The sequence below is a fragment of the Pseudomonas sp. JL23 genome (genome assembly GCF_056933585.1).
The window spans coordinates 3370323-3397045 of the sequence record NZ_CM167795.1 but is presented as its reverse complement, the minus strand read 5'-3'; the positions used below and the strand labels follow the sequence as shown (position 1 = coordinate 3397045).

The following is a 26723-nucleotide window of genomic DNA, read 5'->3' as shown; positions in this document are numbered from 1 at the left end:
ATGACCCAGCAGGTATTGGCTAGCGACGTTGCCCACTCCCACGAGCAGGGGCACGAGGATGCAGGTTCCATGAGGCTGTTCGGCTTCTGGATCTACCTGATGACCGATTGCATTCTGTTTGCCACGCTGTTCGCGACCTATGCGGTATTGCGCGACAGTGTGGCGGGCGGGCCTTCAGGTATCGATATCTTCGAGCTGCCTTATGTACTGACCGAAACGATGCTGCTGCTGTTGAGCAGCATCACGTATGGCTACGCAATGCTGGCCATGAACCGCGACGATGCCAGCGTCGTACTGCGCTGGCTCGGCGTGACCTTCCTGCTTGGCCTGGGTTTTATCGGCATGGAGATCAACGAGTTCAGCCATCTGGTCAGTGAAGGCTATGGGCCTGATCGCAGCGCATTTCTGACCGCTTTCTTTACCCTGGTCGGCACCCATGGCGCCCACGTTGCCACGGGATTGGTATGGATGGCGGTGCTGATGTGGCAGGTCAAGCGAGGCGGCCTGACCACTGCCCATACCACGCGCCTGAGTTGTCTGAGCCTGTTCTGGCATTTTCTCGACGTGGTGTGGATCTGCGTCTTCACGGTGGTTTATCTGTTGGGGGTGATCTGATGTATACCCAGAGTCCTGTACACAGCACCGCCGGTTCCAGCCATGGCAGCCGCCGTTCCTATCAAATCGGCTTCGTTCTTTCCCTGCTGCTGACCCTCATTCCGTTCGGTCTGGCGATGTATCCCTCGCTGCCCCGCTCGGCCACGCTGTGGCTGGTAGTGAGCGCCGGGGCTGTGCAGATAATCGTGCACCTTGCTTATTTCCTGCACATGAACACGTCGGCAGAACAACGCTGGAACAGGGTCGCGCTTATTTTTTCCGCCATCATTATTTTGCTTCTGGTGGGTTTGTCGTTATGGATCATGCAAGGCATTCACCACAACATGTTGGCGCATTAATTCGATGTCGCGAAGGCTGGGGCGCTGTGCAGACCATCAGCCACGCAAACACGCAGGCAGTTGCGCTTATGCAATGTGCCGACTTATTGAGGTATTTCTCATGTCTGCCTATGGTCTGTCCCCCCTGGAAATAAAACATCTGATAGAACGCGCCCTGCTGCCGGATCGCTGCGAGTTCAGTGAACAGGATGGTCTGTTGACGTTGCGCGTATGTCGCAAGGATCAACCTGATGCCTGCGTCAGCACCGTGGCCAATCTGGATACGCTTCTGTCCAGCAGGGCCATAGCCGAACTGGTCGGTGAGGCACGCTACTTACTGGCTCATGCCGGGCAATCGTCGTCACATCCGCCCGCTGTAAAAAGGCTGCCGTACTGACAGCAGACTCTCTGTTGTCTTACCTGGAGCAGGCGTTATTGTCATCGCTATCACGCCTGCCCCTTTTGACCGTTTGGCTAACTTACTGCCAATAACCTTGAACTTTCCTGACTAAACCATTCGTCGCGGTAATTGCAAATAAACGAATCGTTTTTCACAACAGCGCCTCCCATCTATGTAAGCACCATCAGTAACCAGATCAATAAACTGCATTTAACCTGAGCCGAGGAATACATTATGTTTTTACATAACAAACGCCTGCAATATACCGTGCGTGTTGCCCAGCCCAATCCAGGCCTGGCCAACTTGCTGCTGGAACAATTCGGCGGCGCCCAAGGTGAACTTGCGGCCGCCGGGCGTTATTTTACCCAGGCATTGGCAGAAGACGATCCAGGTCGCAAGGATTTGCTTATGGACATTGCGACAGAAGAACTGAGCCATCTGGAAATCGTCGGCTCAATCATCGTCATGCTCAATAAAGGCGCTAAGGGCCGATTGGCCGAAGGCGTTGAAGAGGAAGGCGAATTGTACAGGGCGATCAATGGCGCCGGTAACGACTCACATATCACCAGCCTGCTATATGGCGCGGGCGCACCGCTGACCAATTCCGCCGGAGTGCCCTGGTCTGCCGCTTACGTCGATACCATCGGTGAACCGACTGCCGATATGCGTTCCAACATCGCCGCCGAATCGCGGGCCAAGATTGTCTATGAGCGGCTGATGAATGTGACTGACGATCCCGGCGTCAAAGAGGCTCTGGGATTTCTCATGACTCGGGAAATTGCCCACCAGTTGTCCTTTGAAAAGGCGCTGCACTCCATCCAGCCGAACTTCCCGCAAGGCAAGCTGCCCGGCATGCCGGAGTTCACCAACAAGTACTTCAATATGTCCGGCGAGCCCAATGTGCGCGGTCCGTGGAACCAGGGCGACCAGTGGGAATATGTTGAGAACCCGACGGCTGCCGTGGACGGCGGTGATGGTCTTGCCAGTGTCAACCTTTCGGCCGCAGAAACCGAATTGCTTGAGCAGATGAAGTTGCGTACGCAGTCCGACCCTGCGGCCGACCCGGTGACCGGTGCGGATCTGGGTTCGGGCCTGGTTCAGGGCAAAGACGCCTGATGACCCGCGCGACCGCCAGCCAGGGCGGTTGCGCGTCTTTTTGTTTTAGCGAAACCAGAGGTGATCAAGATGCAAGACAGGCCAACGCATGTGCTGAAACCCGACCCCGTTACGACTTTTGCCACCAGCTTGTATAGCTTTGAGTCGACTGCCCGCAATGTCAGGCGCAGTTTTCAGGTGGCCATGGCGGTCAACGTCTTTGGGGTAGGCACGCTGTTACCAAACGACCTGCCAAAAAACGCCAAATCGACAAAACAGCGATAACTGTCGTGTACACACACGACCCAGAGACATTGCGGAGCAGGCTTGGGCGACGACTGATCAGGCGCGCTCGCCTGCCAATATCCGGCGATGGAAGTCGGGCAGTGCACGCAGCGCATGAAGCGCTGCCTCCCGTTGCATAGTTTCGCGCCCGCCGAAGAAACGTTGCTGCCGGGTAAACACACTGACGCCCTTATCGTGGGCAAATGCCCAGGCGAAACACACGGTGCCCGCAGGAATACCGTCAACGTCGTCGGTCCCACAGAGTCCGGTAGTTGCAATAGCCACTTTGGCGGGACTGTCATGCAAGGCACCCAAGGCCATTTCTCTGGCGACTTCAATACTGGTCAGATTGAACAACTCAATGGTTCGGGCGCTGACACCCAGCAGTCGCTGTTTTGCTTCAGGTGAATAAACCACGTAACCACACTCGATCACGGCGCCGCTCTCCGGTACTTCGGCAAGCAACGCGATAATGCGACCGGCGGTACAAGATTCCGCCGTCGCGAGTAGTAGTGACTGCTGTTTCAACCAGGTAACGATGTCCTCAACTGACATTGCTGTACTCCAGATCATTCCAAGGCATCACGGTTGGACAAGTTACGAACAGCTTTTACGTCAACCGACAGTCGTTAGTTACTGTAAATCGGGCGTATTGAATAAGTTGCATCGCGGCACGCACCGTCAATCTTATTCCTGAGTGAAATCGTGAACCAAACGAATGCGCTTCACTCTGGGTTATTGAGAGACAGCCCTATAGATGATGGAGGAATCATAATGAGAGCACTCACCTATCACGGCGCCCATGACGTCAGAGTGGAAAATGTTGCGGACCCGGTCATAGAGGCTCCGGACGATATTATTCTACGCGTCACCGCCACAGCCATCTGCGGATCTGACCTGCATCTGTACCGGGGCAAGATTCCTGCTACTGAACATGGCGATATATTCGGCCATGAATTCATGGGCATCGTCGAAGAAACCGGTTCAAGCGTGACCGCCGTACAGCGCGGCGACCGGGTGGTCATCCCTTTTGTCATTGCCTGTGGTGAGTGTTTTTTCTGCCAGCAGGATCTGTTCGCCGCTTGTGAAACGACCAATACCGGGCGCGGCGCGATTCTCAATAAAAAATCCATCCCGCCAGGCGCGGCATTGTTCGGTTTCAGCCATCTGTACGGCGGTATTCCGGGCGGCCAGGCCGAATACGTCAGGGTACCTAAAGCCAATACCGGCCCCTTCAAAGTACCGGGGACTCTGGCCGACGAAAAGGTACTGTTTCTCTCGGACATTTTGCCCACCGCTTTTCAGGCGGTGAGCAATACCGGTATCGGCCAGGGGTCGAGCATCGCGATTTTCGGCGCCGGGCCGGTGGGCTTGTTAAGCGCCGCATGCGCCAGGATGCTGGGGGCCGAACGCATTTTCATGGTTGATCACCATCCCTACCGTCTCTCCTATGCCCAGAGCACTTATGGCGTAATCCCCATCAATTTCGACGAGGATGACGATCCGGCCGACACCATCATTCGCCAGACGCCGGGCATGCGTGGTGTTGATGGCGTGGTGGATGCCGTCGGCTTTGAGGCCAAGGGCAGCACCACCGAAACGCTGCTTACCACACTCAAGCTGGAAGGCAGCAGCGGCAAAGCCTTGCGCCAATGCATCGCTGCCGTACGGCGTGGCGGAACGGTCAGCGTTCCGGGTGTATATGCCGGATTCATCCACGGTTTCATGTTCGGCGATGCGTTCGACAAAGGGTTGACCTTCAAAATGGGCCAGACCCACGTGCAGCGTTTTCTGCCCGAACTTTTGCAACATATCGAAGCTGGTCGCCTGTCGCCCGAGGCCATCATTACCCACCGCATGTCACTTGAGGACGCGGCCTTGGGCTACGCGATTTTTGATAAAAAAGAAGAGGACTGCCGCAAGGTAATCCTCACTCCGGGCGACCGGTATATCGCAGTGCCCGAAACCGACACCCTGGCCGGCGCGCCAGCCATGTGAGCGCATTATCGGAGGTGAACAATGGAAACTTCAGTATTTTTTATCGCGGTCGCCGTCATCATTCTGCTGGTGGATTTATGGGCCATCGCCAATATCTGGCACACCACGAAAAGCTCGCAGACAAAGCTCGGCTGGGCGCTGTTGATCCTCGCCCTGCCCGTGCTGGGGCTTGCCATCTGGGGCATCGCCGGGCCACGCGGAGTGGCCGTAGAGCCCACGTCCAAGGAACACAGCAAGGGCTAGCGACCGCTGGCCGATGATTAAGGAGATCAGCATGAAAACGCTTGTTGATGATGTGCGCACCCCCTGCCTGGAAAGGCCGCTGCAACCAGACACAGGATTCATGAGCCAACGGCATGGGCCGCGTGAAAACGCCCGAACCGGCAATAGCGAGGGTCGACTGGGTCCGGCGACGCTCAACGAGCGCACCGCCAGCCCCATCGGTAGAAGCGCTGGTGTCTTCGAGCGAGTTGACCTACTGCAGTAGAGGCGTCGCTGATGCAGGATGAAATGGAAAATCGCCAGGTGCCGGTCGAAGAGGATTTAGCTTTTCAGCGGCGTATCTGGCGCTTTGAGCGGATCGGCTGGTACCTGCTGCTGGCAGTTGTCGTGCTGACTCTGTGCGGCCTGTTTTCCAGAGGGCCGCTCAGCTCTATGCATGACGTCAGCCCTGGGGGAAATCTGTCAGTGGAATATGAGCGATTTCATCGAAACGGCTCGGTCAACACCATGGTGATCCGTGCCCACGGGCCTGTTGATGGCCCCCTGACCATCGTGCTCGGCAAAGCCATGATGGAAGGCTTCAGCGTCGAATCGATGCAGCCCCAACCCGCCGCTGCGGCGGCAAGCCCGCAGGGCATCAAGCTGACATTGGCAACCGATGAGCGCGGCGAAAGTACGCTCTATATTACCTGGCGCAGCGACGGCCTCGGCGTCTTTGATAGTACGGTCGCCATCGAGGGCGGTGAGCAGTTGTCCATTTTTCAATTTATCTATCCCTAGGTGTGACATGGACGCAGTCTTGCGCGCAGCCGCCATTTACCTGGCCTTGATGGTGCTCTTTCGTGTTTCCGGGCGACGGTCGCTGGGAGAGTTGACCTCGTTCGATTTTGTCCTGCTGATGATCATCGGTGAGGCGACGCAACAGGCGCTGCTGGGAGACGATTTTTCCATCGTCAACGCACTGTTGGTAATTGTTACGCTGATTGCCATTGATGTCGGTTTTTCCCTGGCCAAGCGTCGATCGAAAAAGCTCGGCATGCTCATTGACGGCGGCCCGACCGTGATCGTGGAAAACGGGGTTTTTCTAAAGCAGCGCATGTACGAGGCACGGGTCGAAGAAGAAGACGTCATGCAGGCCGCCCGGCTTGCGCAGGGCATTGAACAGGTTCAGCAAATCAAGTTTGCGATTATCGAGCGCAACGGTCGTATCTCCATCATCAGCCAGTGATACATGTCCGCCCGGCATCAGGCGAGGAACTTCAAGCCAATGAAATTACCGAAACTTAGTGACTGAAACGTAGCGACTAATGATTTTTTGCAGAACGAGGAGAAGATCATGAACAAACTGTACGTTTGCGCCACCCTGTGCAGCCTGCTTGTACTGCAAGGCTGCTTCGATAATTCCGACAACAAAACCAAGGCCAATAACGACGGTACGCAGTCGTCTGTACAAATGCAAAACGACAGGGCCAAGGATGGCAAATGAGCAAGACCATCAGTGCTGAGGATCTGCATATCAGTTTTCAAGGCGGCAGCGACGACGGCTTGTTTAAATGGCTGCTGGCCAGCTTCCTGATGGGTAAACGAATCCAGGCTACTATCGCCGCCGAAGCTTACAGGGTCATCGTCGACAGGCATCAACGTGATACGCCCCGCAAACTGGCCAACTGCAACCATCGTGATCTGGTGAGGATGCTCGGCGAGGCTCATTACGTGCGATACGACGAAACCACTGCACAGCGTTTGCTGGCGTTGGTCGCCAAGCTTAACGACGAGTATCACGGCAAAGTGAGCCATATCAAGGCTGCAAGTGCAGACCGCCAGGCGTTCGAACAGCGGTTGGCGGAGTTTGATGGGGTTGGCCCGAAGACGGTGGAGATATTCATGCGTGAGGCGGGCAAGGTGCTCTATCGGTGATGCGCCTGCCAGTGCCTCGGCCCCATCGCCATTAACGCCCCTTTTTGGTTGAGCCGGCTTTAACCGGGAAGACTCTGAAACGGGACGATAAGGATATCGCTTATTCCGTTGCCTTCCCGGCCAGAGCCGGTACTCACTGTATGAATGGCGCGTGTCCGCTGCCCTTATTTATCAAGCCTTTTTGCTTCTTCAACACCAGAACTGGTGAGTTTGACGGGAAATTCCAGAGTTGATGTCTGATGCTCCGCCGCTACCGGGTTACCCTGGATAAAATTCCGTTCCTCAAGACTTTTTATAACATCCAGTACGGCTTTCTCGCCTCGGTAGTTATCCAGTATTTCCTTGCCAAGGCCGCTTGGATGGGCATGTAACAAGCGCGTCAATACTTCACGTTCCAGATCCTGATCAGTCATGTGCACCTCTGAGTCATATTGGGGGTGTTGTGGATAGCCTGGTAGTCCGCGACGGTCTTTGAGCGACATTTCACGCTCTGAATGTTCGCGATGCAGGCCATAGCTGGCCGCTGCGTTAGGGTCTTCATCACGACCGGCCGTTCCCAGAACGAAACCATCGTCGTTGGGGTTGCTCAAGTCGGTGTCAATGGATGGTCGCGCTTTCATTTCTGCCTCCTCTGAACGTTGCGGGGTTTCAGATTGGAGAGTGAATAAAGCGGCGTGTGCGATCCGACGGACAGGCGGCCCTGTATTTATATACAACGCTTCATTAACGACACCCGTTTATCGGAAGATCAGGAATATCGATTAAACCAACTGCTTTTTCAACTTATCCATTGATGAGTACACGCACTAACAGCTCTTTTTCAATAACCCTCGACAACTGAAAGAGGTGAATGATGAAAGCAGTCGTATTTCATGGCGTTGGCGACATCCGCCTGGATGATGTCCCCGAGCCGACCTTGCAGGCGCCCACCGACGCCATTGTGCGAATCACCGCATCCGCCATCTGTGGCACTGACCTTCATTTCATCAGGGGCAGCGCGCCGGACATGCAAAGCGGGACGATTCTGGGCCACGAAGGCGTCGGCATCGTCGAAGCCTTGGGCGCGGATGTGCGTAATCTGGAAGTCGGTGACCGCGTGCTGATTCCATCCACCATCGCCTGCGGTAATTGCACTTACTGCCGGGCCGGTTACTACGCGCAATGCGATGTCGCCAATCCGAATGGAAAAAAGGCCGGCACCTCGTTTTTTGGTGGGCCCAAGGCGACTGGCCCATTCCATGGCCTGCAAGCCGAGAAAGCCCGAATTCCCTTTGCTCATGTGGGCCTGATCAAGCTCCCCCAGGCCATTAACGACGACCAGGCGATTGCCATGTCGGACATTTTCCCGACGGCCTGGTTTGGCGCCCAGATGGCAGAGATCGAAGACGGCGATACGGTGGCAGTGTTCGGCTGCGGGCCGGTGGGACTGTTTGCCATTATTAGCGCGAAGCTGATGGGGGCCGGGCGCGTCTTCGCCATCGATGGCCTGCACGACCGACTCACCAGAGCCCGTCATCTGGGGGCCGAATGCATCAATTTCGAGGAGGAAGACCCTGTAGCGGCACTGCAAAGGCTGACTGACGACATCGGCGTCGACCGTGCCATCGACGCGGTGGGCATTGATGCCAATCATGGGCATGGCGGTCACCCCCATGGCCATGAGCAATGGCAGCCGGGCGATGCCCCTTCGCAGGCATTGCAATGGGCGGTGGAAGGCCTCGCCAAGGCGGGCACCCTGTCGATTATCGGCGTCTACCCGGCAGGTTTCGACAGCTTTCCCATCGGTGCGGCGATGAATAAAAACATCCGCATGAACATGGGTAACTGCCATCACCGCAAATATATCCCCAAACTCATCGAATTGACCCTCGCCGGGAAAGTCGACCCGGCGAAAGTCCTGACTCAATGCGAACCCCTTACTGACGCGATCAGCGCGTTTTCCGCGTTCGATCTGCATGAGTCGGGTTGGATCAAGGTCAAGCTGGAACCCGGGAAAACCCCATCCGCATCGGAGACGCAGCCATGAAAGCCATTCGCATAGAGCATTTTGGTGGACCGGAGGTCATGCACCTCAGCGACGTGAAAATCCCTTTACTGCAGCCGGGGGAGGTACTGGTCAAAAACATGGCCGTAGGCGTCAATCCGGTGGACTTCAAGATCCGTGAGGGTCAATACCCCGAGGTCTCAGAGGATAAGTTGCCACTGACACTGGGACGCGAAGTCGCCGGGACCATCGAGGAAGTCGATCAAGGCGTTAACGGTTTCAAGAAGGGCGACCGCGTCTTCGGCATGGTAGGCGCCGATGGCGGGTATGCCGATTATGCCAGGGTGCCCGCCGCCAATCTGGCGCATATCCCCGCCTCCATCGACTGGCAGCATGCCGCGGGCATTCCGCTGGCGGCCCACACCGCATGGCAGGCGCTGGTTGAACACGGGCATGTGGAACAAGGGCAAAAAGTCCTCATTCACGGCGGCAGCGGTGGCGTCGGTCACTTTGCCGTGCAATTCGCTCGGGTCAAAGGCGCCAGGGTTTATGCCACCGCCTCGAGCGAAAGCATGGGTTTTCTTCGGCAACTGGGCGTGGACCGCGCCATCGATTACAAAAAACAGAAATTCGAGGACATCTGCCAGGACTTCGATCTGGTGATCGACCTCATCGGAGGTGAAACCCAGGAACGCTCGTGGCAGGTACTCGGCAGCGGCGGTCGGCTGGTCTCGACCCTGCAAATGCCCGACGCCCACCACCCTCAGGCCAAAGACAAGACCGGCACGCGTTTCACGGCGCGTCCTGATGGCCGGGAACTGACGGAAATTGCCGGGCTGATCGAAGCCGGGCAAGTCCGGGTGTTTATCGAGCAGGTCTACGAGCTGGAGGATGCCGCTCAGGCGCTGAGCAGCGTCGCCAATGACCACATACATGGCAAGGTGGTGTTGTTGGTTTCGCGCCGCTAGCCAGCCGGGACCGGTTAAAGCCGGTCCCCATTTACTCCGGTTTGCTCAGGGTTGCCGATAACGTCCGGTCACGCCGTCGACCTGTTCGGTCCGGGTGCGTTTCTGAATATGCAGATCCGTCAGCTGAGACACATCAAGATCAGGCAATCGCAGATGCAGAAGTTTGAGTGCCGACAACCCCTCAAGCTCTTCTCCGTAGCTGCACAACACCTCCGCCAAACGCGCCAGTAAATAGAACAGCTTTTAACGCCCGTTATTGGTGCGTGTATTTTGCTCGCTTCGTTCTGCAAAACGGCTTTATGGGCGATGCCCTGCTGAAAACACTGGCGCCAGGCCAGTAACGCCACTACATTTTCTACACTGCCGCCGCAAAGGTTTGCGAGCGCCGCATTCGCCTCATGTGTTTCACGCATAGGCCATGCTCAAACGTCATAACCCTGTGTTTTCCCACATGGTAGTCTCGCCGCCACTTTTGAATTGGCATTGATCGTTGTTCGATGATGACCAGAACCAGGAAACCTCATGTCCAGAATCTCCCACTCAGCGTTGCGCCGTAATTTCCGAGAGCTGCTGGCCTCGCAGAAATGCTTTGAAACCGCTTCGGTATTCGATCCGATGTCTGCGCGTATTGCCGGTGATCTGGGTTTCGAGGTCGGAATCCTGGGTGGCTCGGTGGCATCGCTGCAAGTCCTGGCAGCACCTGACTTTGCCCTGATCACCTTGAGCGAGTTCGTCGAACAGGCCACCCGCATCGGTCGTGTCGCACAGTTGCCCTTCATTGCCGACGCCGACCACGGCTACGGCAACGCCCTGAACGTAATGCGCACCGTCGAAGAACTCGAGCGTGCCGGTGTCGCGGCCCTGACCATCGAAGACACCCTGCTGCCTGCGCAATTCGGTCGCAAGTCCACGGACCTGATTTCCATCGAGGAAGGCATCGGCAAGGTCAAGGCCGCCCTGGAAGCTCGGGTCGATCCGGAGCTGTCGATCATTGCCCGGACCAATGCCGGTGTGTTGTCGGTAGAAGACGCCATCCTGCGTACCCAGGCCTATGAAAAGGCCGGTGCCGACGGCATCTGCATCGTTGGCATCAAAGACGTCGAGCATCTGCGGCAGATTTCGGAAAAACTCAGCGTACCGCTGATGCTGGTGACCTATGGCAATCCCAAACTCACCGACATGCAACTGCTGGCGAGCCTCGGCGTGCGTGTCGTGGTAGCGGGCCATGGCGCTTACTTCGCGGCGATCAAGGCCACCTACGACAGCCTGCGCGCGCAGCGTCAGGTCACCCATAGCACCTCGAACCTCAGCGCCACGGAACTGACCCATACCTACACCCTGCCCGAAAGCTATGTGGCCTGGGCGAAAGAGTTTATGGATGTGAAGGAATAAGGTTCAGTACGGGGTGCCGCTCCGTCCATGACATTGGCTTGTCGTTTGGCAACCACCTGACCCGTAGGACCGGCTTTAGCCGAGAGAGCGTTATCAGACTCAAAGACGCCCTCCCGGCTAAAGCCAGTCCTACAAAAATACCTTACGACACCAACGGCGTCCCGTCAGCCGCCAGCACACTCCCCATCACCAGCCCCGAATCGACATTGTGCCGCCCCGCCCAGTCGGCAAGGTTTTGTGGACGGTAGTCGGGGTCTTTTCTCCTGCGATCAAACACCGATGCATCAATGGTTTCATTGATGGTCGTGGTGATGGACACGGCGTTATCCAGCGGCGGCGCTCCAATGGTGCCGTTGATGCGCAGATCGGTCTCGAGAAAAGCAAAGTCTGCGCTACTGATATGCGGCACCCAAGGCAACGGCACGCCCAGCGCGCCGACATGAGCAACTCCTGTAAGTCTGCTGATAATGCATCGCTATGACGCGGCCAAGGCTGCCTGTCGTCGCTGCCAGAAAAGCTGATCCCTCCATCGATGTTCTTCGCCGTACCAGGCCTGTATATGCCGGGTATAGGCTGCCTCGATTCGCTGCAACTCTGACCGATAGCGACCCAGTGCAGCAACGTCGCCCTGTAAGTGCATATGTGCCGTCTCGGCTGCCGCCAGGCCAGTGTAGAGGGCATTGAACAACCCTTGCGCCGACAAGGGGTCGAAGGACAGCGCGGCATCGCCAACGGCCAACCAATCGGCGCCCGTGGCCTGTTCCAGGGCGGCGCCATGAGCTGCGCAGAACCCGTGTTGCCCGTCGGCGGTAAAGCCATGGGCAGCAAGCACTTCGCACAACTGCGGCGCCTCTTGCAATCGAGCCAGCAACCCCGCGCGGCTGTGCGCCGAAGCGGCAGCATCGAGGTCGGCATCGGTATAAAAAGACAGCAACCTGCGCTCGCCCGGCAGTGGCGAGGTGTACCACCAGCCCTGGGCTTCCCCGTGCAACTCACTGATGCCGCCTGCGACACTGTCCTGGCCGAACACCCAGCCGCATACCAGCCTGTCCTTGATCAGACGTTTCCCGCCCAGTTGCCTGGCAAAGGCGCTGCTCCGGCCGCTGGCATCAACGACAAAGCGCGCTTGCACGCTCAGCCGTTGCCCCGCGCGCTGCAGCTCCAGGCGCCAGGGTATGGCACCTGGTTGCCGGTGAATGGACAGCATCCGGGTCTGCTGCAACAGCGCCGCGCCCCTTTGTTGCGTGACGCCGAGCAGCCAGTCGTCGAAACGCCGACGATCCAGATGCCAGCCAGGGCCATCGAGATTGCGCATGGCATGCTGCTCCCATGGCTGACCCCAGACACCGCGGCTGGACTCGCAGCGGGCATGGTCTTGCTGCAAAAACGCATCCAGCAAGCCCATATCCCGCAACAGCCGCCCAGCCGCCGCAGGCAACGACTCGCCGACGCCTGCCCCGCTGCCCTGCCCTTTGTCGACCATCAGGACGTTGTGCAAGGGCGCCAGGTTGAGCGCCAGCGAGCAGCCTGCAGGACCACTGCCAAGCACCAGCACATCAGCCGTCAGGCCAATAGCTGCCGCCATCAGCGCGGCTGGCCACGGCCGAAGCGCGCGGTTTTCTCGATGGTCATGATGTCCACCGACTCCGCTCGCGGCCCGGTCAGGGCGCCGACCTGCAACAAGGTTTCCTCATGGGGCTTCGTGTGCGGGCTGGCACCCGGTTTAGGCATGTCCTTGATCGGGATATGCTGGTCTTCCACTTCGATCTGCGCGGGGAAGTTGTCGCGGTCAGCAGGGCCGGGATGGACTTCGACGACACCGAGATGGTCGAAGTGATGGATCATATTGTTGATCTGGTCGGTGTAGCTGGTGCTGCCCATGGGTTCGATCCACGCCGCACGGTTGGCGAAGGCAGCCAGGCGTTCGCCCAGCGGCTTGTTCTCGTCCATGACGATCTCGTAATTCTGCCGGGTCAAAACCTGATTAGGTACCCGCGCTGGCCAGAACGACGGTACGTAAGGGTCGTAGCTTTTGTCATAGCCGGAGCGGCAACTGGCGGTGTCGGTCTGCCAGGGCACGGCCATCCAGCGAGTGATTCCCCCCGGCTGTTGGCCGCACAGTGGGCCATTGGGCAGGTTGATCGCATCATAGGTGATGGTCTCGCCCAGGCCCGGCGTAACCCAGCCTTCCAGAGCATGGGCGAAACGGAACGGCGCCATGTACAGGGTGCTGGTCCGTACCGGCCAGGTCATTTCACAGCCGGGGTGGAACGCGTCGGCAAGGCAGAACTCCAGCGCCGCTTTGGTCAGCATGTCGCCCTGTTCTGCCAGAGGCACCTCGTCGAGCTTGCCTGGCCATACCCGGCCAGCGTCATAGTCCTCGACAAAGTCGCCCGCCGCCCACTGGGCCAGCATGGTCAATTGCGTCGGGCTCAGCGAGGCGTTTTGCCGGGGTGTATGCGCTGCCGGTACGGCCATGGCATCACCGTACAACCACGGCCAGGGCTTGGGCGACCAACTGTCCACGGCGTCGTTGCGGAACTGGTTGGCGATCGTCCGGCGCAGCTCGTTGTAGGTACCGCTGGCACTGGACAGACGCGCCAGGGCCTGGGGCGTGGTCAGGTCATTGGCGCCCTTCCAGCCGAAGCCGGAGGCGAAACCGGCATTGACCCATTGCAGGCCGGCCAGACGCTCGAACAGCGGCAGAATGTCGAAGGTAAAGCTGGGGCGTACCGGCATCGGCAAGGTGCCCGCACTGATGGCCACGTCGCGCATCAGGTCCCACATGGTCCGCACCGACTTGCGCTGTGGCCCGAAGTTGGGCGGCGCGACAATGATCCACGCCGGATCGACCAACAGCGGCTGACCTTCGTAGATCACCTCGGCATTGACCGGCCCATCGGACGTATCGTCGTACCAGCCTTCATTGTTGGCAAAGGTAATGGCCCGACTGTCATCAAAGGACGCTGAAACACCGTGACCACCGAGCACGATCAGACGCCCGCTTTCATCGGTAAAGGTCTCACCGAGGTAAACCTTCTTGCCCATGAACTGGCCATCGTCGAATTTCTTCGGCTTGGCGTTCTTGCCGGAAACGCTGCGCGCCTTGGGTCGAATGGCCAGTTGCAGGCGGTCCGCGACCGCCGCATTGCGCAGGGTGGTAGGCGGCGCCGAGGCGGCCTCCGGAATATCCAGGGCCAGTTGAAAGCCATACCAGGCGGATTTTTCGTTGCCCAACTGCACCTGCCAATTGATTTTCGCGTTATCCGGGGTGAGTTCGCGGACGATCTCACCCTTGGCGTTGACACCGTACACGCGGAAACGCGCAGCTTGGCGCTTGAGCTGTTTTTTCTTGTCGCGGTAATAACCCGCGCACTCCGGCGGCGGATTGTCCACTTCGGGGCCGACGAACCACTCGGTTTCGCTGGTCCCGACCCGAGCTACGCCAATGGCCGGGTAAATCACCGCCTTGACGATACACGTGTCCTTGGCTTTCGGCTCGCTTTGGCCGGTGGCTGAAGTCTGCGCCCCCGAGTAAGGGCATGAGGCCGGGCGCGGTGTGGGCGGATCCTGCAAGCCCTGGCCGTTGGCTTCATGGCGGGCATGGGCACCGGCGGCGTAGGCCATTTTCCGCGCTTCGGCAATCGAGCCCACCGGCGTTTGCGCCAGGGGGACGCGCCAGATATTGAAACCCAGGCCTTGACCGTATTCGGCCTGACCACGGCTGCAAACGTCCTGCTGCGACAGGCTCAGGGTGGCGACATGCACGAACGGGCTTTCGCTTTCCGGCCACTCCACGGTGGCCTGGTCCAGGGGCATGTTGTCCGGGTTGGTGCGCAACTGCACCATGAAACGGAACTTGTACTCGCGCTGGGCCAGGCGCCGGGCCAAGTCTACGGCAAGGTAATCTGTGGCGTCATTGGGGATGTTTTCCGGCACCGTCTCGGGATCGAGGCGAAATTTGACGTAATGCTGCTCTCCTGAATGAAACGGCAGGATGGCCCAGTACTGGGTGGTCAGTACGCTGCCTTCGACCTTGTCTCCCATGCGGTTGAGGATATCGTTGGTCTTCGGGTGTTTTTTCAGATAGCCCGGATAATCCTTGGCGACCACCCCGGCGTAGGTGAACTCGACCATGTCCTTGGCGGTGTCGACGAAGAAGACCGGAAAGTTCTGCATGATGAAGTCTGCGGTATCACCGTCATCACCCAGGGCCTTGGGCCCCGGCACGCCGTATAGCTTGATGCCAATACCCAGGGTGCTGTTCAGGTCAGGCGACGTGGGCGTGGTATCACTGGAGAAACGCACCCATGCATCGAGGCTGTCATGGGCGAAAATACCGACTTTCAATTCGGCTGGAATATTCTTTTCCATGACCAGACGGCCACTGGCAACACCGTGCAGCTTGCGGAACACTGCACGTTCGGCCGGGCGCTGGCCCAGTTTGATGCGGTTCTCCTGGACGATACCGACGAACATCTCGGTAAGGCGCTCGGGTGCCTCTTCGGCACGGTCAAAGCACGGTGGAATCGGATCGGCTTCATTGCTCATATGCATACTCCCTGCAGGCGAAATCATCGGTGTCGAGGATCGGTCTTCTACGCTGAGACCTTGATCGCACTTCCCACCCGCTTGGGTGTGAAGGCAAATCGCCATGCAATATAGACGAGTATTGGAAAGTCGCACGGTTGGGCAAATTTTTATAGCTGTGCGCTACCACGATATTCCTGACACCCGCAGCACCGGCTTTGGCCGGGAGGTCGCCCTCGCGGCTAAAGTTGCTCCTACGCAAGAGCGCCGGTGTTCAGCGCGTCGAAAAGTGCCGCACATGGGCATGCAGCTCGCCGGCAAGATCGGAGAGGTTGATGCTCGATTCATTCACTTCGTTGGCGCTGGCGGCATTGTCGTTGGCCAGGTTGCGGATCTTTTCTACCCGCTCACTGATGTCCTGCGCCACCACCGCCTGCTGTTCGGCGGCGCTGGCGATCTGAATGGACATGCTGCTGATGGTCTGGTTAGTCGTAGTGATGCGATTCAGTACCTCGGTGGCGTTTTCAGCACGGCGAGCGCCGCTCTCGGCCTGAATACTGCTCTGGCTCATGACGTCCACGGCTTTCTGTGCACTGGCCTGCAGGCGCTCGATCATGCCCTGGATTTCCATGGTCGAAGACTGGGTACGTTGAGCCAGGCTACGCACTTCATCGGCGACCACGGCAAACCCACGGCCCTGCTCCCCTGCCCTGGCTGCTTCAATGGCAGCGTTCAAGGCCAGCAGGTTGGTCTGATCGGCGATGCCGCGAATCGCTTCGAGAATGCCACCGATACTGGCTGTATCGCCCGCAACGGCCCGCACCACATCCGATGCTCCGGATATATCCACCGATAATTGCTGAATGGTGCCAACCATCTGACCCACCAAGCGTTGGCCATCGGCGGCAGCAGTGTCCGCCTCACGTGCGGTGGAGGCGGCTTCGGCGGCGTGCCTGGCCACCTCAAGCACGGTCGCGGCCATTTCATTGATGGCGGTGGACACTTCGCTGGTATGGACTTCCTGTTGGCGGATATTGGCCTGGGTATTGAGCGTTGCTTGTTTTAACTGGCCGGAAGACAGCTGCAGTTGCTCGCTGGACGAAATCACACTGCCCACCACTTCTTTCAGACTTTTGACCATCTTGTGGAAAGCGCTGGATAGTTCGCCGAAATCGCCCTGGGTGTCGGGGTTCATGCTGATGTTCAGATTACCATTGGCAACCTTGCTGGCGTCGTCCGTCAAGCGCTCCAGGGCCCCACTGACTTTACGCCGGATCGCCAGAATACCGACCACGGCAACGATGATCAGCAGGATGACCAAAGCGATGACCGCGTACATATAGCTTTCGCCAACGTTACGAAGTTGGGTCACCTCACCCGAGGTACGTTTTTCCAGGAGCTGAAAGAAATCATCCACCGGGTGCATGATCTTGGCTTTTTCAGCGAAATACTGCGGGCTGTATACCTGCATCAATGGTTGGTTCGCCCCACCGGCCGCTGCCCCGCCCTGTTTGCGCACGGCATCCATGGCCAGGGTTTCCAGAGTGACCAGACCATTTGATTTGCCTTCGGCCTCGGTCAACTTATCGAACTCGGCGCTGCTGAAGCCCTGGCGACGCATAAGTTCTTTAAGTGCAACGCTATCGCCATTGCCACGGGGCGCCGATTCATTGGCCAATAAAAAATCGAGGTAGGGCCGTTGATAATCCAAGGGGCGTGCGAGTTTGCCGTTACGTATATCCAGAATGTCGTTATAACGCTTCGCATAATCGGGATTGCCGGTGACCACGAACGCCCGTGCCATTTGCGTCAGATCATCCGAACTCTGACGCAACTGATCGGCCAATAAATAGGATTGGTAGCGGTTGTCCTGACGGTCGCTGAGGGCCAGCTGATTGTTGACCAGCAACAGGATCAGGCCGCACAGCAGGGCTGCACAGCCAATGATCACGAAGAAAATGAGGTTGAAAAACCGTTGAATGGACATGGCGTGGGCACTCTTTGTCAATGAATTTAAGTAGTTGCAGATAGGCCTGCCATCTCGACAAGATCGCCAGAAGAGTGGTTGTTGTCCAAGTGGTCAGGTTATAGTTATATTGTTTTTCTGATTCAAGGAAAACACCCCTAACATAGGAGGTATTCGTCAGCGCCGCAATATATTACGAGCGTCTTAAATCCGCCCGGGATTGCAAAAAAAAATCAGTGCCAACTTGTAGCGTTATGCATAAATTAATGGCTATTTTACAATTGGCTTGTGACGAGCTTAAGTCCAGCCAACCTTGCCCATTCGATGGATTTGAGAAATGACCGTGTCTGATAATAAATCCGCGCCCTTTCTCAAGCCCGGCGAGACGGTGGTGCTTTTCGACGGTGTCTGCAAACTCTGTAATGGTTCGGCCCGATTCATCATTGAGCATGATCAACAACAGGGGATCAAACTGGCCACGGTGCAGTCACCGGAAGGCCAGGCACTGCTGGCCTGGGCCGGCCTGCCCCTCGACCATTTCAACACCATGGCGGTTATCCGCAACAACCAGTTGTTCGTACGCTCGGACGGGTTTCTGGCGATCGTCGGACATTTCTCCGCCCCTTGGCGGTGGCTGCGGCTTGCCCGTTTCATCCCGCGCAATTGGCGCGACTGGGTCTACGACCGCATCGCGCGCAATCGTTATCGTTGGTTCGGGCGCTACGATACGTGTCTGATGCCGACGCCCGAACACGAGCGACGCTTCCTCAACGCTAAACTCGAAAACATTACCGAGCGGCCCTGACCATCGCCCGGAGCAACACCGCGCAGCCAGCCGCCAGATCTTGCGGCGTGGCATTTTCGATTTCGTTATGGCTTATGCCGCCCTCACAAGGGACGAAGATCATCCCGGCCGGGCCAAGCTCGGCGATGAAAATCGCGTCGTGCCCCGCGCCACTGACAATGTCCATATGACTCAGGCCCAGTTGCCCGGCACTCTGGCGCACGGCATCGACGCACAAAGGTGCGAAGTCCAATGGCGGGAAGTCGGCCGTCGGCGTCAACTCGAAGGTCAGGCCGTGCTGCTGGCAGGTCTGCTCGATAACCTGGCGCAGGTCGTCGACCATCTTTTGCAGTTTGTCAGCATGTAAATGACGGAAGTCGATGGTCATTTTCACTTCACCGGGAATCACATTGCGCGAGCCGGGATGAATATTCAGACAGCCGACCGTACCGCAGGCATGGGGCTGACTGGCCAGGGCGATGCGGTTCACTGCGGTGACTACATCGGCGGCGCCGACCAAAGCGTCCTTGCGCAATGACATGGGCGTGGGACCTGCATGGGCCTCGACACCGCTCAGGGTCAGGTCGAACCACTTCTGCCCCAGACAACCCATGACCACGCCTATGGTCTTACGTTGATCCTCAAGAATCGGCCCCTGTTCAATGTGCGCCTCAAAGTAGGCCCCCACCGGGTGCCCGAGTACCGCGCGGTGACCGGCGTAACCGATGCGCTGTAATTCCTCCCCCACCATCAGACCTTGTTCGTCCTGCTTGGCCAGGGTCTCGGCCAGGTCCAGCTTCCCGGCGAAGACGCCCGACCCCATCATGCAGGGCGCAAAGCGCGAGCCCTCTTCGTTGGTCCAGACCACCACCTCGATGGGCGCCTCGGTTTCCAGCTGCAGGTCATTGAGGGTGCGGATCACCTCCAACCCCGCCATCACGCCAAAGCAACCGTCGAACTTGCCACCGGTTGGCTGCGTGTCGATATGGCTGCCGGTCATGACGGGGGCACGCTGCGGATCGCGACCGGGACGCCGGGCAAAGATATTGCCGATGGCGTCAACGCTGACGCTGCAACCGGCCTGCTCGCACCATTGCACGAACAGATCCCGGGCCTGGCGATCCAGATCGGTCAGCGCCAGACGACACACGCCGCCCTTCGCTGTCGCCCCCAATTGCGCCAGATCCATGAGTGACTGCCAGAGGCGCTGGCTATTGATCAACGGCGCGCTGCTGTCGAAAGTTGCATCGGGACTGAGTCGAGTGTTCATGCGGCGCTCCCGGCAATGGCCACGGCCAGGCGCACCAGGCTCAAATCGCTGCCTGACGGGCCCATCAAAGAGATGCCCAGGGGTGCGCCATCCTTGATGGTAAGCGGCATGTTCAGTTGCGGCGTGCGGCACAACACGGAAATCGCCAGCAGGTGATGGGAGATCTGCCGGGTTTCTTCGATCTCTTCATCCCTGGCGCTCAGCAGCGGTGCGATGTCCGGCACCGTGGGCATCACCAGCACCCGGTTGCCCAGCAGTTCTTTCCAGCGCACCGCGAAGTCTTCTCGAAAGGCGCAGGCGTTGTCATATTGATCATCGGTGACAGCCTTGGCCCAGGCAAAACGTGCGGCAACGTCCGGACCGAGGGTCAGGCCCTCGCGTTCGATGAGCTCACCTTGGGCCAGCCAGGCTTCGCGGCCCTGGATATAACGGAACGCCCAGTAGGCCTCCTTCAACGACGGCAACTCCCCACTCAACGTGTGCAACGGGCCAGCGTGGGCGCTTATCCGCGCGATAGCGGGCGCCAGGGCATCCAGAGATGCAGTGGGCAGCAGGGCAAACAGTTCATCACTGATCAGCAACTCGGGAGCGTCGGGCAAAGGTTGCGGGTCGTCGCCCAACAGGCACTCGCCGACCAGCCCGAACAACGCAGCATCGCGGGTGAAAAAACCGGCCGTGTCCATGCTTTCACAGAGTGCCTGGGTTTTCTCCAGGGAGATGCGCCCGTGACTGGGGCGCAGGCCGAACAGGCCGCAGTAGCTGGCAGGCGTGCGCACCGAGCCGCCCGTGTCGCTGCCCATGGCGAAGTCGCACAAACCATTGGAGACCGCCGACGCCGAGCCGGAAGAAGAACCGCCGGGGATACGGTCATGGGCCGCGCCATTGCGCGGTGTGCCGTAATGGGCGTTCTTGCCGCTCATGGAGAACGCCATCTCGTTGGTGTGGGCCTTGCCGATCAGCTCGGCTCCGGCATCCAGCAGACACTGGATCACCGGTGCCGTGGCGGTCTTGATCCCGGACATCGCCAATACATGGGGATTGCCACCCCCGGTCGGGTAGCCGGCAACATCGAACAGGTCCTTGGCAGCAAAGGTGTAGCCCGTCAGCAAGCCGCTTGCCGCACGGGGCACATCGACGGCCGGATAAGGCATGAAGGCAAACGCAGAATCGCTCATGACAAAGTCTCGCGAGAAAGTTGAACAGGCACCTGGTTCCAGTGATGGCAACTCACTGAATGTTCGGCAATGACGTCTTCGATGGCGGGAACCTGGCGCTGACACAGGTCGCTGGCCAACAGGCAGCGTGGCGCAAAGGCACAACCGGCCGGCAGATTGGCCAGGTCCGGCGGTGCGCCGGGAATGCTGGTCAGGCGTTCGCCCTTGCGCAGTCCCTCCTTCGGTCTGGTGCCCAAAAGCACACGGGTATAAGGGTGCTGCGGGTTATTCAGGAGTTCGGCCAGGGGCGCCTGTTCGACGATACGGCCGCCGTACATCACCGCGACGCGGTCAGCGACTTCCACCGCCGCGCCAATATCGTGGGTAACGAAAATGATCGACAGGCCCAAGGCCTGCTGCAACTCGCGAAGGAGAATCAGAATCTGGATCTGCACCGTGGCGTCGAGGGCCGTAGTGGGCTCGTCCGCCAGAAGGAGCTTTGGCTGACACGACAGCGCCAGGGCAATCATCGCCCGCTGCCGCATACCTCCGGACATCTCATGGGGGTAGGCGTCCAGGCGCAGCTCGGGACTGGGGATACGTACCCGACGCAAGGCCTCCACAGCTGCGGTTCGCGCCTCTGCGTGGGACATGGGCTGATGACGGCGCAGGGCTTCGATGATCTGCTGGCCAATGGTGTAGACCGGGTCCAGAGCCAGCAGCGGCTCCTGAAAGATCATCGCCGCCACCGGCCCACGCAGCGCCTGCAATTGCTTGCCGGACAAGGCCATGAGGTCCTGCCCGGCAATCTCAATTTTGCCTTCTATACGGGTGGTGCGTTCCGAGTGCAGACGCATCAGCGCGCGCAGGGTCACGCTCTTGCCGGAACCGGACTCGCCGATCAAGGCCAGCACTTCACCTTGCGCCACTTGCAGACTCACGCCATTGACCGCCGACAGGGTTTGCCCGCCGCGTTTGAAGCGCACCTTGAGGTCGCGCACATCGACCATGGGTTGTTCGTTCATGCCTGCGCCCCCTGGTAAATCGGTTCGGCCGCCGGACTGCGGCTATGCCCTGCCCCCGGTTTGACCATCAGGCAAGCGGCATAATGCTCGTCGTCGATCAGGGTCAACGGCACCGCCATTTGCGCGCAAATGGCTTCAGCGTGGGGGCAGCGGGTGTGAAAGCGGCAACCTGATGGCGGATCGATAGGGCTTGGTGGATCACCGGATAGCGGCGAAACCAGTGTGCGCTGCGCCGGGTCCATGGACGGCATGGACGTCAGCAAGGCGCGGGTATAGGGATGTTGCGCCGAGGCGAACAGCGACTCCGCCGGGCCGACTTCAACGATCTCGCCCAAGTACATGACGATGATCCTGTCGGACAGGTAGCGCACCACATGCAAGTCATGGCTGATGAACACGTAGGTCAGTTGCAGGCTGTCCTTGAGGTCGAGCAGCAGGTTGAGAACCTGGGCTTCCACGGACTTGTCCAGCGCCGAAACCGCTTCGTCGAGGATCACCAGACGCGGATCCACCGCCAGAGCCCGGGCGATATTCACTCGCTGGCGCTGGCCGCCGGACAGCTCATGGGCGTAGCGACCGGCGAAGCGCGTTGGTTCCAGGCCTACCCGGCCCAGCAGATCACGGGCGCGTTGCAGCGATTCGCGCTGGCTGACGCCATGCACCGAAGGCCCGAACGCCACCGATTGCTCCATGGTCATGCGCGGGTTAAGGGACGAGTAGCTGTCCTGAAACACCATCTGCACCTGGCGCCGGTAATCGCGCAACGGCAACTGATGACCGCCAACGGTCATGGCATCGAACACCAGTTCGCCGCTGTCATGCTCGATCAACTGCATCAATAGCCGTGCGGTGGTGGACTTGCCGCAACCGGACTCACCTACTACGCCGAGGGTTTCACCCTTGCGCACGGTGAAATCGATGCCATCCACCGCACGCACGACGCTGCGTTTGCCCAGCGCGCCCTTGACCGGGAAGTGTTTGACCAGTTTCGTCACCGTCAACAGTGGCTGCGCAGGGCCGCCAATATCAAGCTTGGTCATGCTCAGCTCCTGATTGCCATGGCCGCCCGCAAGCGATCGGCGAGCACATTGAAAGAGATCGAGGTGATGAAAATCATTGCGCCAGGCAACGCCGACACCAGCGGCTGGGTGTAGATGGCCGTGCGCAGGGTGTTGAGCATCAAGCCCCACTCGGGCTCCGGCGGTGTGACCCCAAGGCCGAGGAACGACAGGCCTGAGGCGAGAATCATCGACACGGAGATCAGGCCGGTGGCGAAGACGAAGATCGGCCCCAGCACATTACCCAGCACTTGCGTGCGAATGATAGTGAACGCCCCCGCCCCGGAGGCCCGCGCCGCCTCGATATAGTCGCGGTTGCGCACCTGAGTGGTGACGCTTTCGGCGATCCGCGCCACTTGCGGCACGAACACCAGGGTCAACGACAAGAGTGCGTTATTGACCCCGGCGCCCAGGGCACCGGAAAAGGCGATGGCCAGCAGCACCGAGGGGAAGGCGTAGAACACGTCGACACTGCGCATGATCAGGCTGTTCAGGCGGCCGCCGAAGTAACCGGCAATCACGCCGATGGCACCGCCGATGAAGAAGGCGAGGATCACCGGGGTGATGCCCATGAACAGTGACAGCCGCGCGCCCAGCATCAGGCGTGACAGCAGGTCGCGGCCCAGCTCATCGGTGCCCAGGGGAAAACCCTGAGTGCCAATGGGTTTCAGGCGCTTGAACATTGAGGTGGTGAACGGATCGCCCGGCACGATCCACGGGCCCAGTACTGCCAGAATCAGCAGCAGCAGAATCACCGCAGCGACCGCCAGGGCCACCGGATCGCGACGGACCCGGCCAAATACTTCACGCCAGTAGCCCGGCGAACTTTCAACCGGCGCAATGGCCGGGGTGGACGGACGCAGCATCGACAGGTTCATGCTCAGCCCCTTTTGATTCGTGGGTCGAGCAACGTCTGGAGGATGTCCACCAGCAGGTTGAGCACGACGAAAAACAGCGCCAGGACCCAGATCGTGCCCTGCAACAGCGGCAGGTCACGCTGGAAAATCGCCGAGTTGAGCAGCAGGCCGGTGCCTGGCCAGGCAAATACGGTCTCCACCAGAATCGAGCCGCCCATCAGGTAGCCGATCTGCAGGCCCATCACCGCCATCGCCGTGGGTGCGGCGTTCTTCACCACATGCAGGAACAGCCCCCATTCGCCCAGCCCCTTGGCGCGCAGGCCGATGATGAATTCCTGGGACAGGGTTTCCGCCACCTGGGCACGCACCGTGCGGGCGATGATCCCGGTGGGAATCACCGACAGGGTGATCGCGGGCAGAATCATGAACTGCAAGTGCGCCCAGTCCCACGCCCACGCCAGTTGCCCCATGGGGCCACCACCGGTCGCGGGCAGCCAGCTCAGTTGCGAGGAAAAGACGATCACCATGAGCATGCCCAGCCAGTAATGCGGCACGCTGACGCCGATGGCCGAACAGGCGGATGCAACGCGGTCCAGCCAGCTGTCCTGGAAATAGCCGCCGACGAAACCGAACAGGCTGCCCAGCACAAAGCCGATCAAGGTGGCGAGGATCGCCAGGCGCAGGGAGTAACTTACGGCGCCGAGCACTTCCCCGGCCACCGGGCGGCCGCTGGCGATGGACATGCCCAGATCGCCCTGCACCGCGTGCCAGACCCACAGGCCGAATTGCACCGGCAACGGTTTATCGAAACCGTAGGCCTGAATCAGCTGTTCGCGCAGGGCTTCGGAGGCGTCCGGCGGCATCACCGATACCAGCGGATCGCCGGGGGCCATGTGCACGAGCATGAAACACACCAGTGCCACGCCCAACAGAATGGGCGTCGTCAGCAACAGACGACGCAGGACATAGGCAAGCATAAGGTCGGTTCCTGTCAGTCAGAGGTATGGCCCGTGTTTGTGGGAGCGAATTCATTCGCGGATACAGGCTGTCAGTCAGCGAAATGGTGAAGGTAGCGACCTCTTCGCGGATGAATCCGCTCCCACACATGCGTTTATCAATCCTGCTTGGAGACCAGCGCCAGATCGATCAGCCAGCTCTGGGCTGGCACCACACCGCTGACCTTCGGCGATATGGCGCGCGGGCCCATGTCGTGGGCGACGTACAGGAACGGGACTTCGTCGACGATGGCCGCATTGAGCTTGCCCGCAGCCTCATCCAGCGCCTTGGGATCGAACGAGTTGCGCACGGAGGTGATCAGTTCCTCGACTTTCGGTGTGCTGAAGTAGCCCCAGTTGTTCGACACCGGCGGGAACGCCTTGGCGCTGGCGAAGCGGACCATGCCGAAGTACGGGTCCATGACTGCAGCGCTGACGTTGATCGCATTGGCGCCCTGGGCGGCCGGGTCCTTGGCACCGAGACGCCAGCCGCTGAACAGGGTGTTCCATTCGGTCACGGCGATATCGACGTCGAAGTAGCAGTTTTTCAGGCTCTGTTGAATGTATTCGTTCATCGGCAGCGGCTGCATCTGCCCGGAACCCGAGGCGGACGTCAACACCTTGACCTTGACCGGGTGGTCCTTGCTGAACCCTGCATCGGTCATCAGCTTTTGCGCAGCAGGCTGATCAAAGCGGATCTTGAAGTCCGGGTTGCCGTACCAGGGCGAGTCTTTCTCGTAGGTGCCGGTGGCTTCCTGCATATAGCCGCCGAGATAAGCTTTCAACTCGCTGCGATCCAGGCACAGGTTGGCGGCCTGGCGCACGCGCTTGTCCAGCCACGGCGAGCCCGGCGCAAAGGAGAACTGCCATGGCCAGATATGCGGCTGGGCATTGGCGTAGATCTTGAATTTCTTGCTCTTGATCTGATCCATGGCGTCGGGCGCGGGCGCTTCGATCCAGTCCACCTGCCCAGACAACAAGGCCGCCGTGCGAGCGTTGGCTTCCGGCAACGGAATCAACACCACATGATCAACCTTGGGTACGCGTTTGGGGTCCCAGTAACCGGCGTTCTTGTCCAGCACCAGTTCCTGACGCGGCACCATGCGGTCCATCTTGAACGGACCCGTGCCGACCGAGTGACCGGCAAATGCAGTCCAGGCCAGTTTGGAGCGTTCGGCCGGGTCGGTGACGGTGGCAGGCACGGCGGCAAAATCTTTCTGCCAGGCCGTGGGCGAGGCCATGAACAGGTTGGTCAGGTTGAACGGCAGCACTGCATCCGGTTCGCTGGTGGTGAGGACCACGGTCAGGTCGTCGATCTTCTGCGCGCTCTTGAGCGTCGGCATCCGCGATACGGTTACGCCAATCTGCCCCGGAGCGAATTGCGGCGCCTGCTTGTCCAGCACCTTGTTGACGTTCCACACGACGGCATCGGCATTGAACGCGGTGCCGTCATGAAACTTGACCCCCGGACGCAGTTTGAACACCCACTGGGTGTGATCATCGGGCTTGACCGACCATTCGGTGGCCAGGCCCGGCACCAGTGAACTGGGCTTCTCGCTCTGGGAAAGATCCCACTCCACCAGGGAGTCGAACATGGTGATACCGGTGAAGCGGTTGCCTTCATAGCCTTGATCCGGCTGACCGTGGGTCAGCGGAATATCGGCGGCGGTCATGGCGATCCGCAACGTGCTTTCGGCCATGGCGGTGAGTGGCGACAAGGCACCGATCACGACCGAAGAGGCCAGTGCCAGTCGGGTAAAACTACGTGCGCGAAATGCTGAAGCAAGCGTCATGGCGAGTTTCCCATCAGTCAGGTAAGCAGAGCTGACGAGGTCAACGCAATGCTCATACCAACTTGCACCGGCGTCTTCCCCAATACTTATCCGGCTGC

Annotated in this window: 28 protein-coding genes and 1 pseudogene; 15 read left to right on the top strand and 14 right to left on the bottom strand. The window is 59.2% G+C overall.

The annotated features are described in order from the left end of the window. The 4 genes from cyoC (at position 1) to AC1Z24_RS15680 (ending at position 2448) form a co-directional block, all read left to right on the top strand. Complete coding sequence (cyoC, locus tag AC1Z24_RS15695; RefSeq protein ID WP_483746446.1) at positions 1 to 615, top strand: cytochrome o ubiquinol oxidase subunit III; 615 nt, start codon at positions 1 to 3, stop codon at positions 613 to 615. Next, positions 615 to 953 carry a cytochrome o ubiquinol oxidase subunit IV gene (gene cyoD, locus AC1Z24_RS15690; protein WP_483746445.1) on the top strand — a complete coding sequence of 113 codons (339 nt, stop codon included), beginning with the start codon at positions 615 to 617 and terminating at the stop codon, positions 951 to 953. The genes cyoC and cyoD overlap by 1 nt, the downstream gene beginning before the upstream one ends. A 100-nt stretch (positions 954 to 1053) precedes the next feature. Then, positions 1054 to 1329, top strand: coding sequence for a DUF1652 domain-containing protein (locus tag AC1Z24_RS15685; protein ID WP_483746444.1), 276 nt, complete (start codon positions 1054 to 1056; stop codon positions 1327 to 1329). Positions 1330 to 1566: 237 nt separating this feature from the next. Then, positions 1567 to 2448: a manganese catalase family protein gene (locus AC1Z24_RS15680; RefSeq protein WP_483746443.1), complete on the top strand. Its 882-nt coding sequence runs from the start codon at positions 1567 to 1569 to the stop codon at positions 2446 to 2448. Between the two features lie 321 nt (positions 2449 to 2769). Here AC1Z24_RS15680 and AC1Z24_RS15675 read toward each other — a convergent pair whose 3' ends face one another. After that, a complete protein-coding gene (locus AC1Z24_RS15675; protein WP_483746442.1) occupies positions 2770 to 3267 on the bottom strand; it encodes a CinA family protein in 498 nt (165 codons plus the stop codon). A 219-nt stretch (positions 3268 to 3486) separates the two neighbouring features. Between AC1Z24_RS15675 and AC1Z24_RS15670 the strand changes: the two genes are divergently transcribed. From AC1Z24_RS15670 to AC1Z24_RS15640, 7 genes are all read left to right on the top strand, one after another. Next, complete coding sequence (locus AC1Z24_RS15670) at positions 3487 to 4710, top strand: zinc-dependent alcohol dehydrogenase (protein ID WP_483746634.1); 1224 nt, start codon at positions 3487 to 3489, stop codon at positions 4708 to 4710. Between the two features lie 21 nt (positions 4711 to 4731). After that, positions 4732 to 4953: a PLD nuclease N-terminal domain-containing protein gene (locus tag AC1Z24_RS15665; RefSeq protein WP_483746441.1), complete on the top strand. Its 222-nt coding sequence runs from the start codon at positions 4732 to 4734 to the stop codon at positions 4951 to 4953. Between the two features lie 31 nt (positions 4954 to 4984). After that, positions 4985 to 5197 (top strand): hypothetical protein, encoded by a 213-nt coding sequence (locus tag AC1Z24_RS15660; protein ID WP_483746440.1) that lies wholly within the window; start codon positions 4985 to 4987, stop codon positions 5195 to 5197. Between the two features lie 11 nt (positions 5198 to 5208). Continuing rightward, positions 5209 to 5712: a hypothetical protein gene (locus AC1Z24_RS15655; protein WP_483746439.1), complete on the top strand. Its 504-nt coding sequence runs from the start codon at positions 5209 to 5211 to the stop codon at positions 5710 to 5712. A 7-nt stretch (positions 5713 to 5719) separates the two neighbouring features. After that, the gene (locus AC1Z24_RS15650; RefSeq protein ID WP_483746438.1) at positions 5720 to 6160 is read left to right on the top strand and encodes a DUF421 domain-containing protein; all 441 of its coding nucleotides are present in this window, start codon (positions 5720 to 5722) and stop codon (positions 6158 to 6160) included. A 108-nt stretch (positions 6161 to 6268) separates the two neighbouring features. Next, positions 6269 to 6418 (top strand): hypothetical protein, encoded by a 150-nt coding sequence (locus AC1Z24_RS15645; RefSeq protein ID WP_483746437.1) that lies wholly within the window; start codon positions 6269 to 6271, stop codon positions 6416 to 6418. Continuing rightward, positions 6415 to 6849: an HhH-GDP family DNA glycosylase gene (locus tag AC1Z24_RS15640; RefSeq protein ID WP_483746436.1), complete on the top strand. Its 435-nt coding sequence runs from the start codon at positions 6415 to 6417 to the stop codon at positions 6847 to 6849. Before AC1Z24_RS15645 ends, AC1Z24_RS15640 begins: the two co-directional genes overlap by 4 nt. Positions 6850 to 7013: 164 nt before the next feature. Here AC1Z24_RS15640 and AC1Z24_RS15635 read toward each other — a convergent pair whose 3' ends face one another. Further along, positions 7014 to 7262 carry a hypothetical protein gene (locus tag AC1Z24_RS15635; protein ID WP_483746633.1) on the bottom strand — a complete coding sequence of 83 codons (249 nt, stop codon included), beginning with the start codon at positions 7260 to 7262 and terminating at the stop codon, positions 7014 to 7016. Between the two features lie 440 nt (positions 7263 to 7702). Between AC1Z24_RS15635 and AC1Z24_RS15630 the strand changes: the two genes are divergently transcribed. From AC1Z24_RS15630 to AC1Z24_RS15620, 3 genes are all read left to right on the top strand, one after another. Further along, positions 7703 to 8875: a zinc-dependent alcohol dehydrogenase gene (locus AC1Z24_RS15630; RefSeq protein WP_483746435.1), complete on the top strand. Its 1173-nt coding sequence runs from the start codon at positions 7703 to 7705 to the stop codon at positions 8873 to 8875. Beyond that, entirely contained in the window at positions 8872 to 9801 is a 930-nt protein-coding gene (locus tag AC1Z24_RS15625) for an NADP-dependent oxidoreductase (protein WP_483746434.1), read from the top strand. The genes AC1Z24_RS15630 and AC1Z24_RS15625 overlap by 4 nt, the downstream gene beginning before the upstream one ends. A 522-nt stretch (positions 9802 to 10323) precedes the next feature. Next, positions 10324 to 11193, top strand: a complete 870-nt coding sequence (locus AC1Z24_RS15620; protein ID WP_483746433.1) for an isocitrate lyase/PEP mutase family protein — start codon at positions 10324 to 10326, stop codon at positions 11191 to 11193. 142 nt (positions 11194 to 11335) lie between these two features. Here the strand turns inward: AC1Z24_RS15620 and AC1Z24_RS15615 are convergent, their stop codons facing one another. The 5 genes and pseudogenes from AC1Z24_RS15615 to AC1Z24_RS15595 all read right to left on the bottom strand — a co-directional run. Next, positions 11336 to 11617 (bottom strand): hypothetical protein, encoded by a 282-nt coding sequence (locus tag AC1Z24_RS15615; protein WP_483746432.1) that lies wholly within the window; start codon positions 11615 to 11617, stop codon positions 11336 to 11338. Positions 11618 to 11668: 51 nt separating this feature from the next. Beyond that, positions 11669 to 12778 (bottom strand): NAD(P)/FAD-dependent oxidoreductase, encoded by a 1110-nt coding sequence (locus AC1Z24_RS15610; protein WP_483746431.1) that lies wholly within the window; start codon positions 12776 to 12778, stop codon positions 11669 to 11671. After that, complete coding sequence (locus AC1Z24_RS15605; RefSeq protein ID WP_483746430.1) at positions 12778 to 15744, bottom strand: LodA/GoxA family CTQ-dependent oxidase; 2967 nt, start codon at positions 15742 to 15744, stop codon at positions 12778 to 12780. Before AC1Z24_RS15605 ends, AC1Z24_RS15610 begins: the two co-directional genes overlap by 1 nt. A 253-nt stretch (positions 15745 to 15997) precedes the next feature. Further along, positions 15998 to 16705, bottom strand: coding sequence for a methyl-accepting chemotaxis protein (locus AC1Z24_RS15600; protein WP_483746632.1), 708 nt, complete (start codon positions 16703 to 16705; stop codon positions 15998 to 16000). A gap of 201 nt (positions 16706 to 16906) precedes the next feature. Beyond that, positions 16907 to 17062 (bottom strand): annotated as a pseudogene (locus tag AC1Z24_RS15595) (hypothetical protein); the annotation flags it as partial. A gap of 964 nt (positions 17063 to 18026) precedes the next feature. Here AC1Z24_RS15595 and AC1Z24_RS15590 point away from each other — a divergent pair. Then, complete coding sequence (locus tag AC1Z24_RS15590; protein WP_483746429.1) at positions 18027 to 18494, top strand: thiol-disulfide oxidoreductase DCC family protein; 468 nt, start codon at positions 18027 to 18029, stop codon at positions 18492 to 18494. Here AC1Z24_RS15590 and AC1Z24_RS15585 read toward each other — a convergent pair. From AC1Z24_RS15585 to AC1Z24_RS15555, 7 genes are all read right to left on the bottom strand, one after another. After that, the gene (locus tag AC1Z24_RS15585; RefSeq protein ID WP_483746428.1) at positions 18478 to 19743 is read right to left on the bottom strand and encodes a Zn-dependent hydrolase; all 1266 of its coding nucleotides are present in this window, start codon (positions 19741 to 19743) and stop codon (positions 18478 to 18480) included. The two genes, AC1Z24_RS15590 and AC1Z24_RS15585, sit on opposite strands and share 17 nt — an antisense overlap. Next, on the bottom strand, positions 19740 to 20918 hold the full coding sequence (locus AC1Z24_RS15580; protein WP_483746427.1) for an amidase: 1179 nt from the start codon (positions 20916 to 20918) through the stop codon (positions 19740 to 19742). The genes AC1Z24_RS15585 and AC1Z24_RS15580 overlap by 4 nt, the downstream gene beginning before the upstream one ends. Beyond that, positions 20915 to 21922: an ABC transporter ATP-binding protein gene (locus AC1Z24_RS15575; protein ID WP_483746426.1), complete on the bottom strand. Its 1008-nt coding sequence runs from the start codon at positions 21920 to 21922 to the stop codon at positions 20915 to 20917. Before AC1Z24_RS15575 ends, AC1Z24_RS15580 begins: the two co-directional genes overlap by 4 nt. Next, complete coding sequence (locus tag AC1Z24_RS15570; RefSeq protein WP_483746425.1) at positions 21919 to 22962, bottom strand: ABC transporter ATP-binding protein; 1044 nt, start codon at positions 22960 to 22962, stop codon at positions 21919 to 21921. The genes AC1Z24_RS15575 and AC1Z24_RS15570 overlap by 4 nt, the downstream gene beginning before the upstream one ends. 2 nt (positions 22963 to 22964) lie before the next feature. Further along, on the bottom strand, positions 22965 to 23858 hold the full coding sequence (locus AC1Z24_RS15565) for an ABC transporter permease (RefSeq protein ID WP_483746424.1): 894 nt from the start codon (positions 23856 to 23858) through the stop codon (positions 22965 to 22967). Between the two features lie 2 nt (positions 23859 to 23860). Then, complete coding sequence (locus AC1Z24_RS15560; RefSeq protein ID WP_483746423.1) at positions 23861 to 24814, bottom strand: ABC transporter permease; 954 nt, start codon at positions 24812 to 24814, stop codon at positions 23861 to 23863. A 137-nt stretch (positions 24815 to 24951) separates the two neighbouring features. Continuing rightward, the gene (locus AC1Z24_RS15555) at positions 24952 to 26625 is read right to left on the bottom strand and encodes an ABC transporter substrate-binding protein (protein WP_483746422.1); all 1674 of its coding nucleotides are present in this window, start codon (positions 26623 to 26625) and stop codon (positions 24952 to 24954) included. Positions 26626 to 26723: the final 98 nt, after the last annotated feature.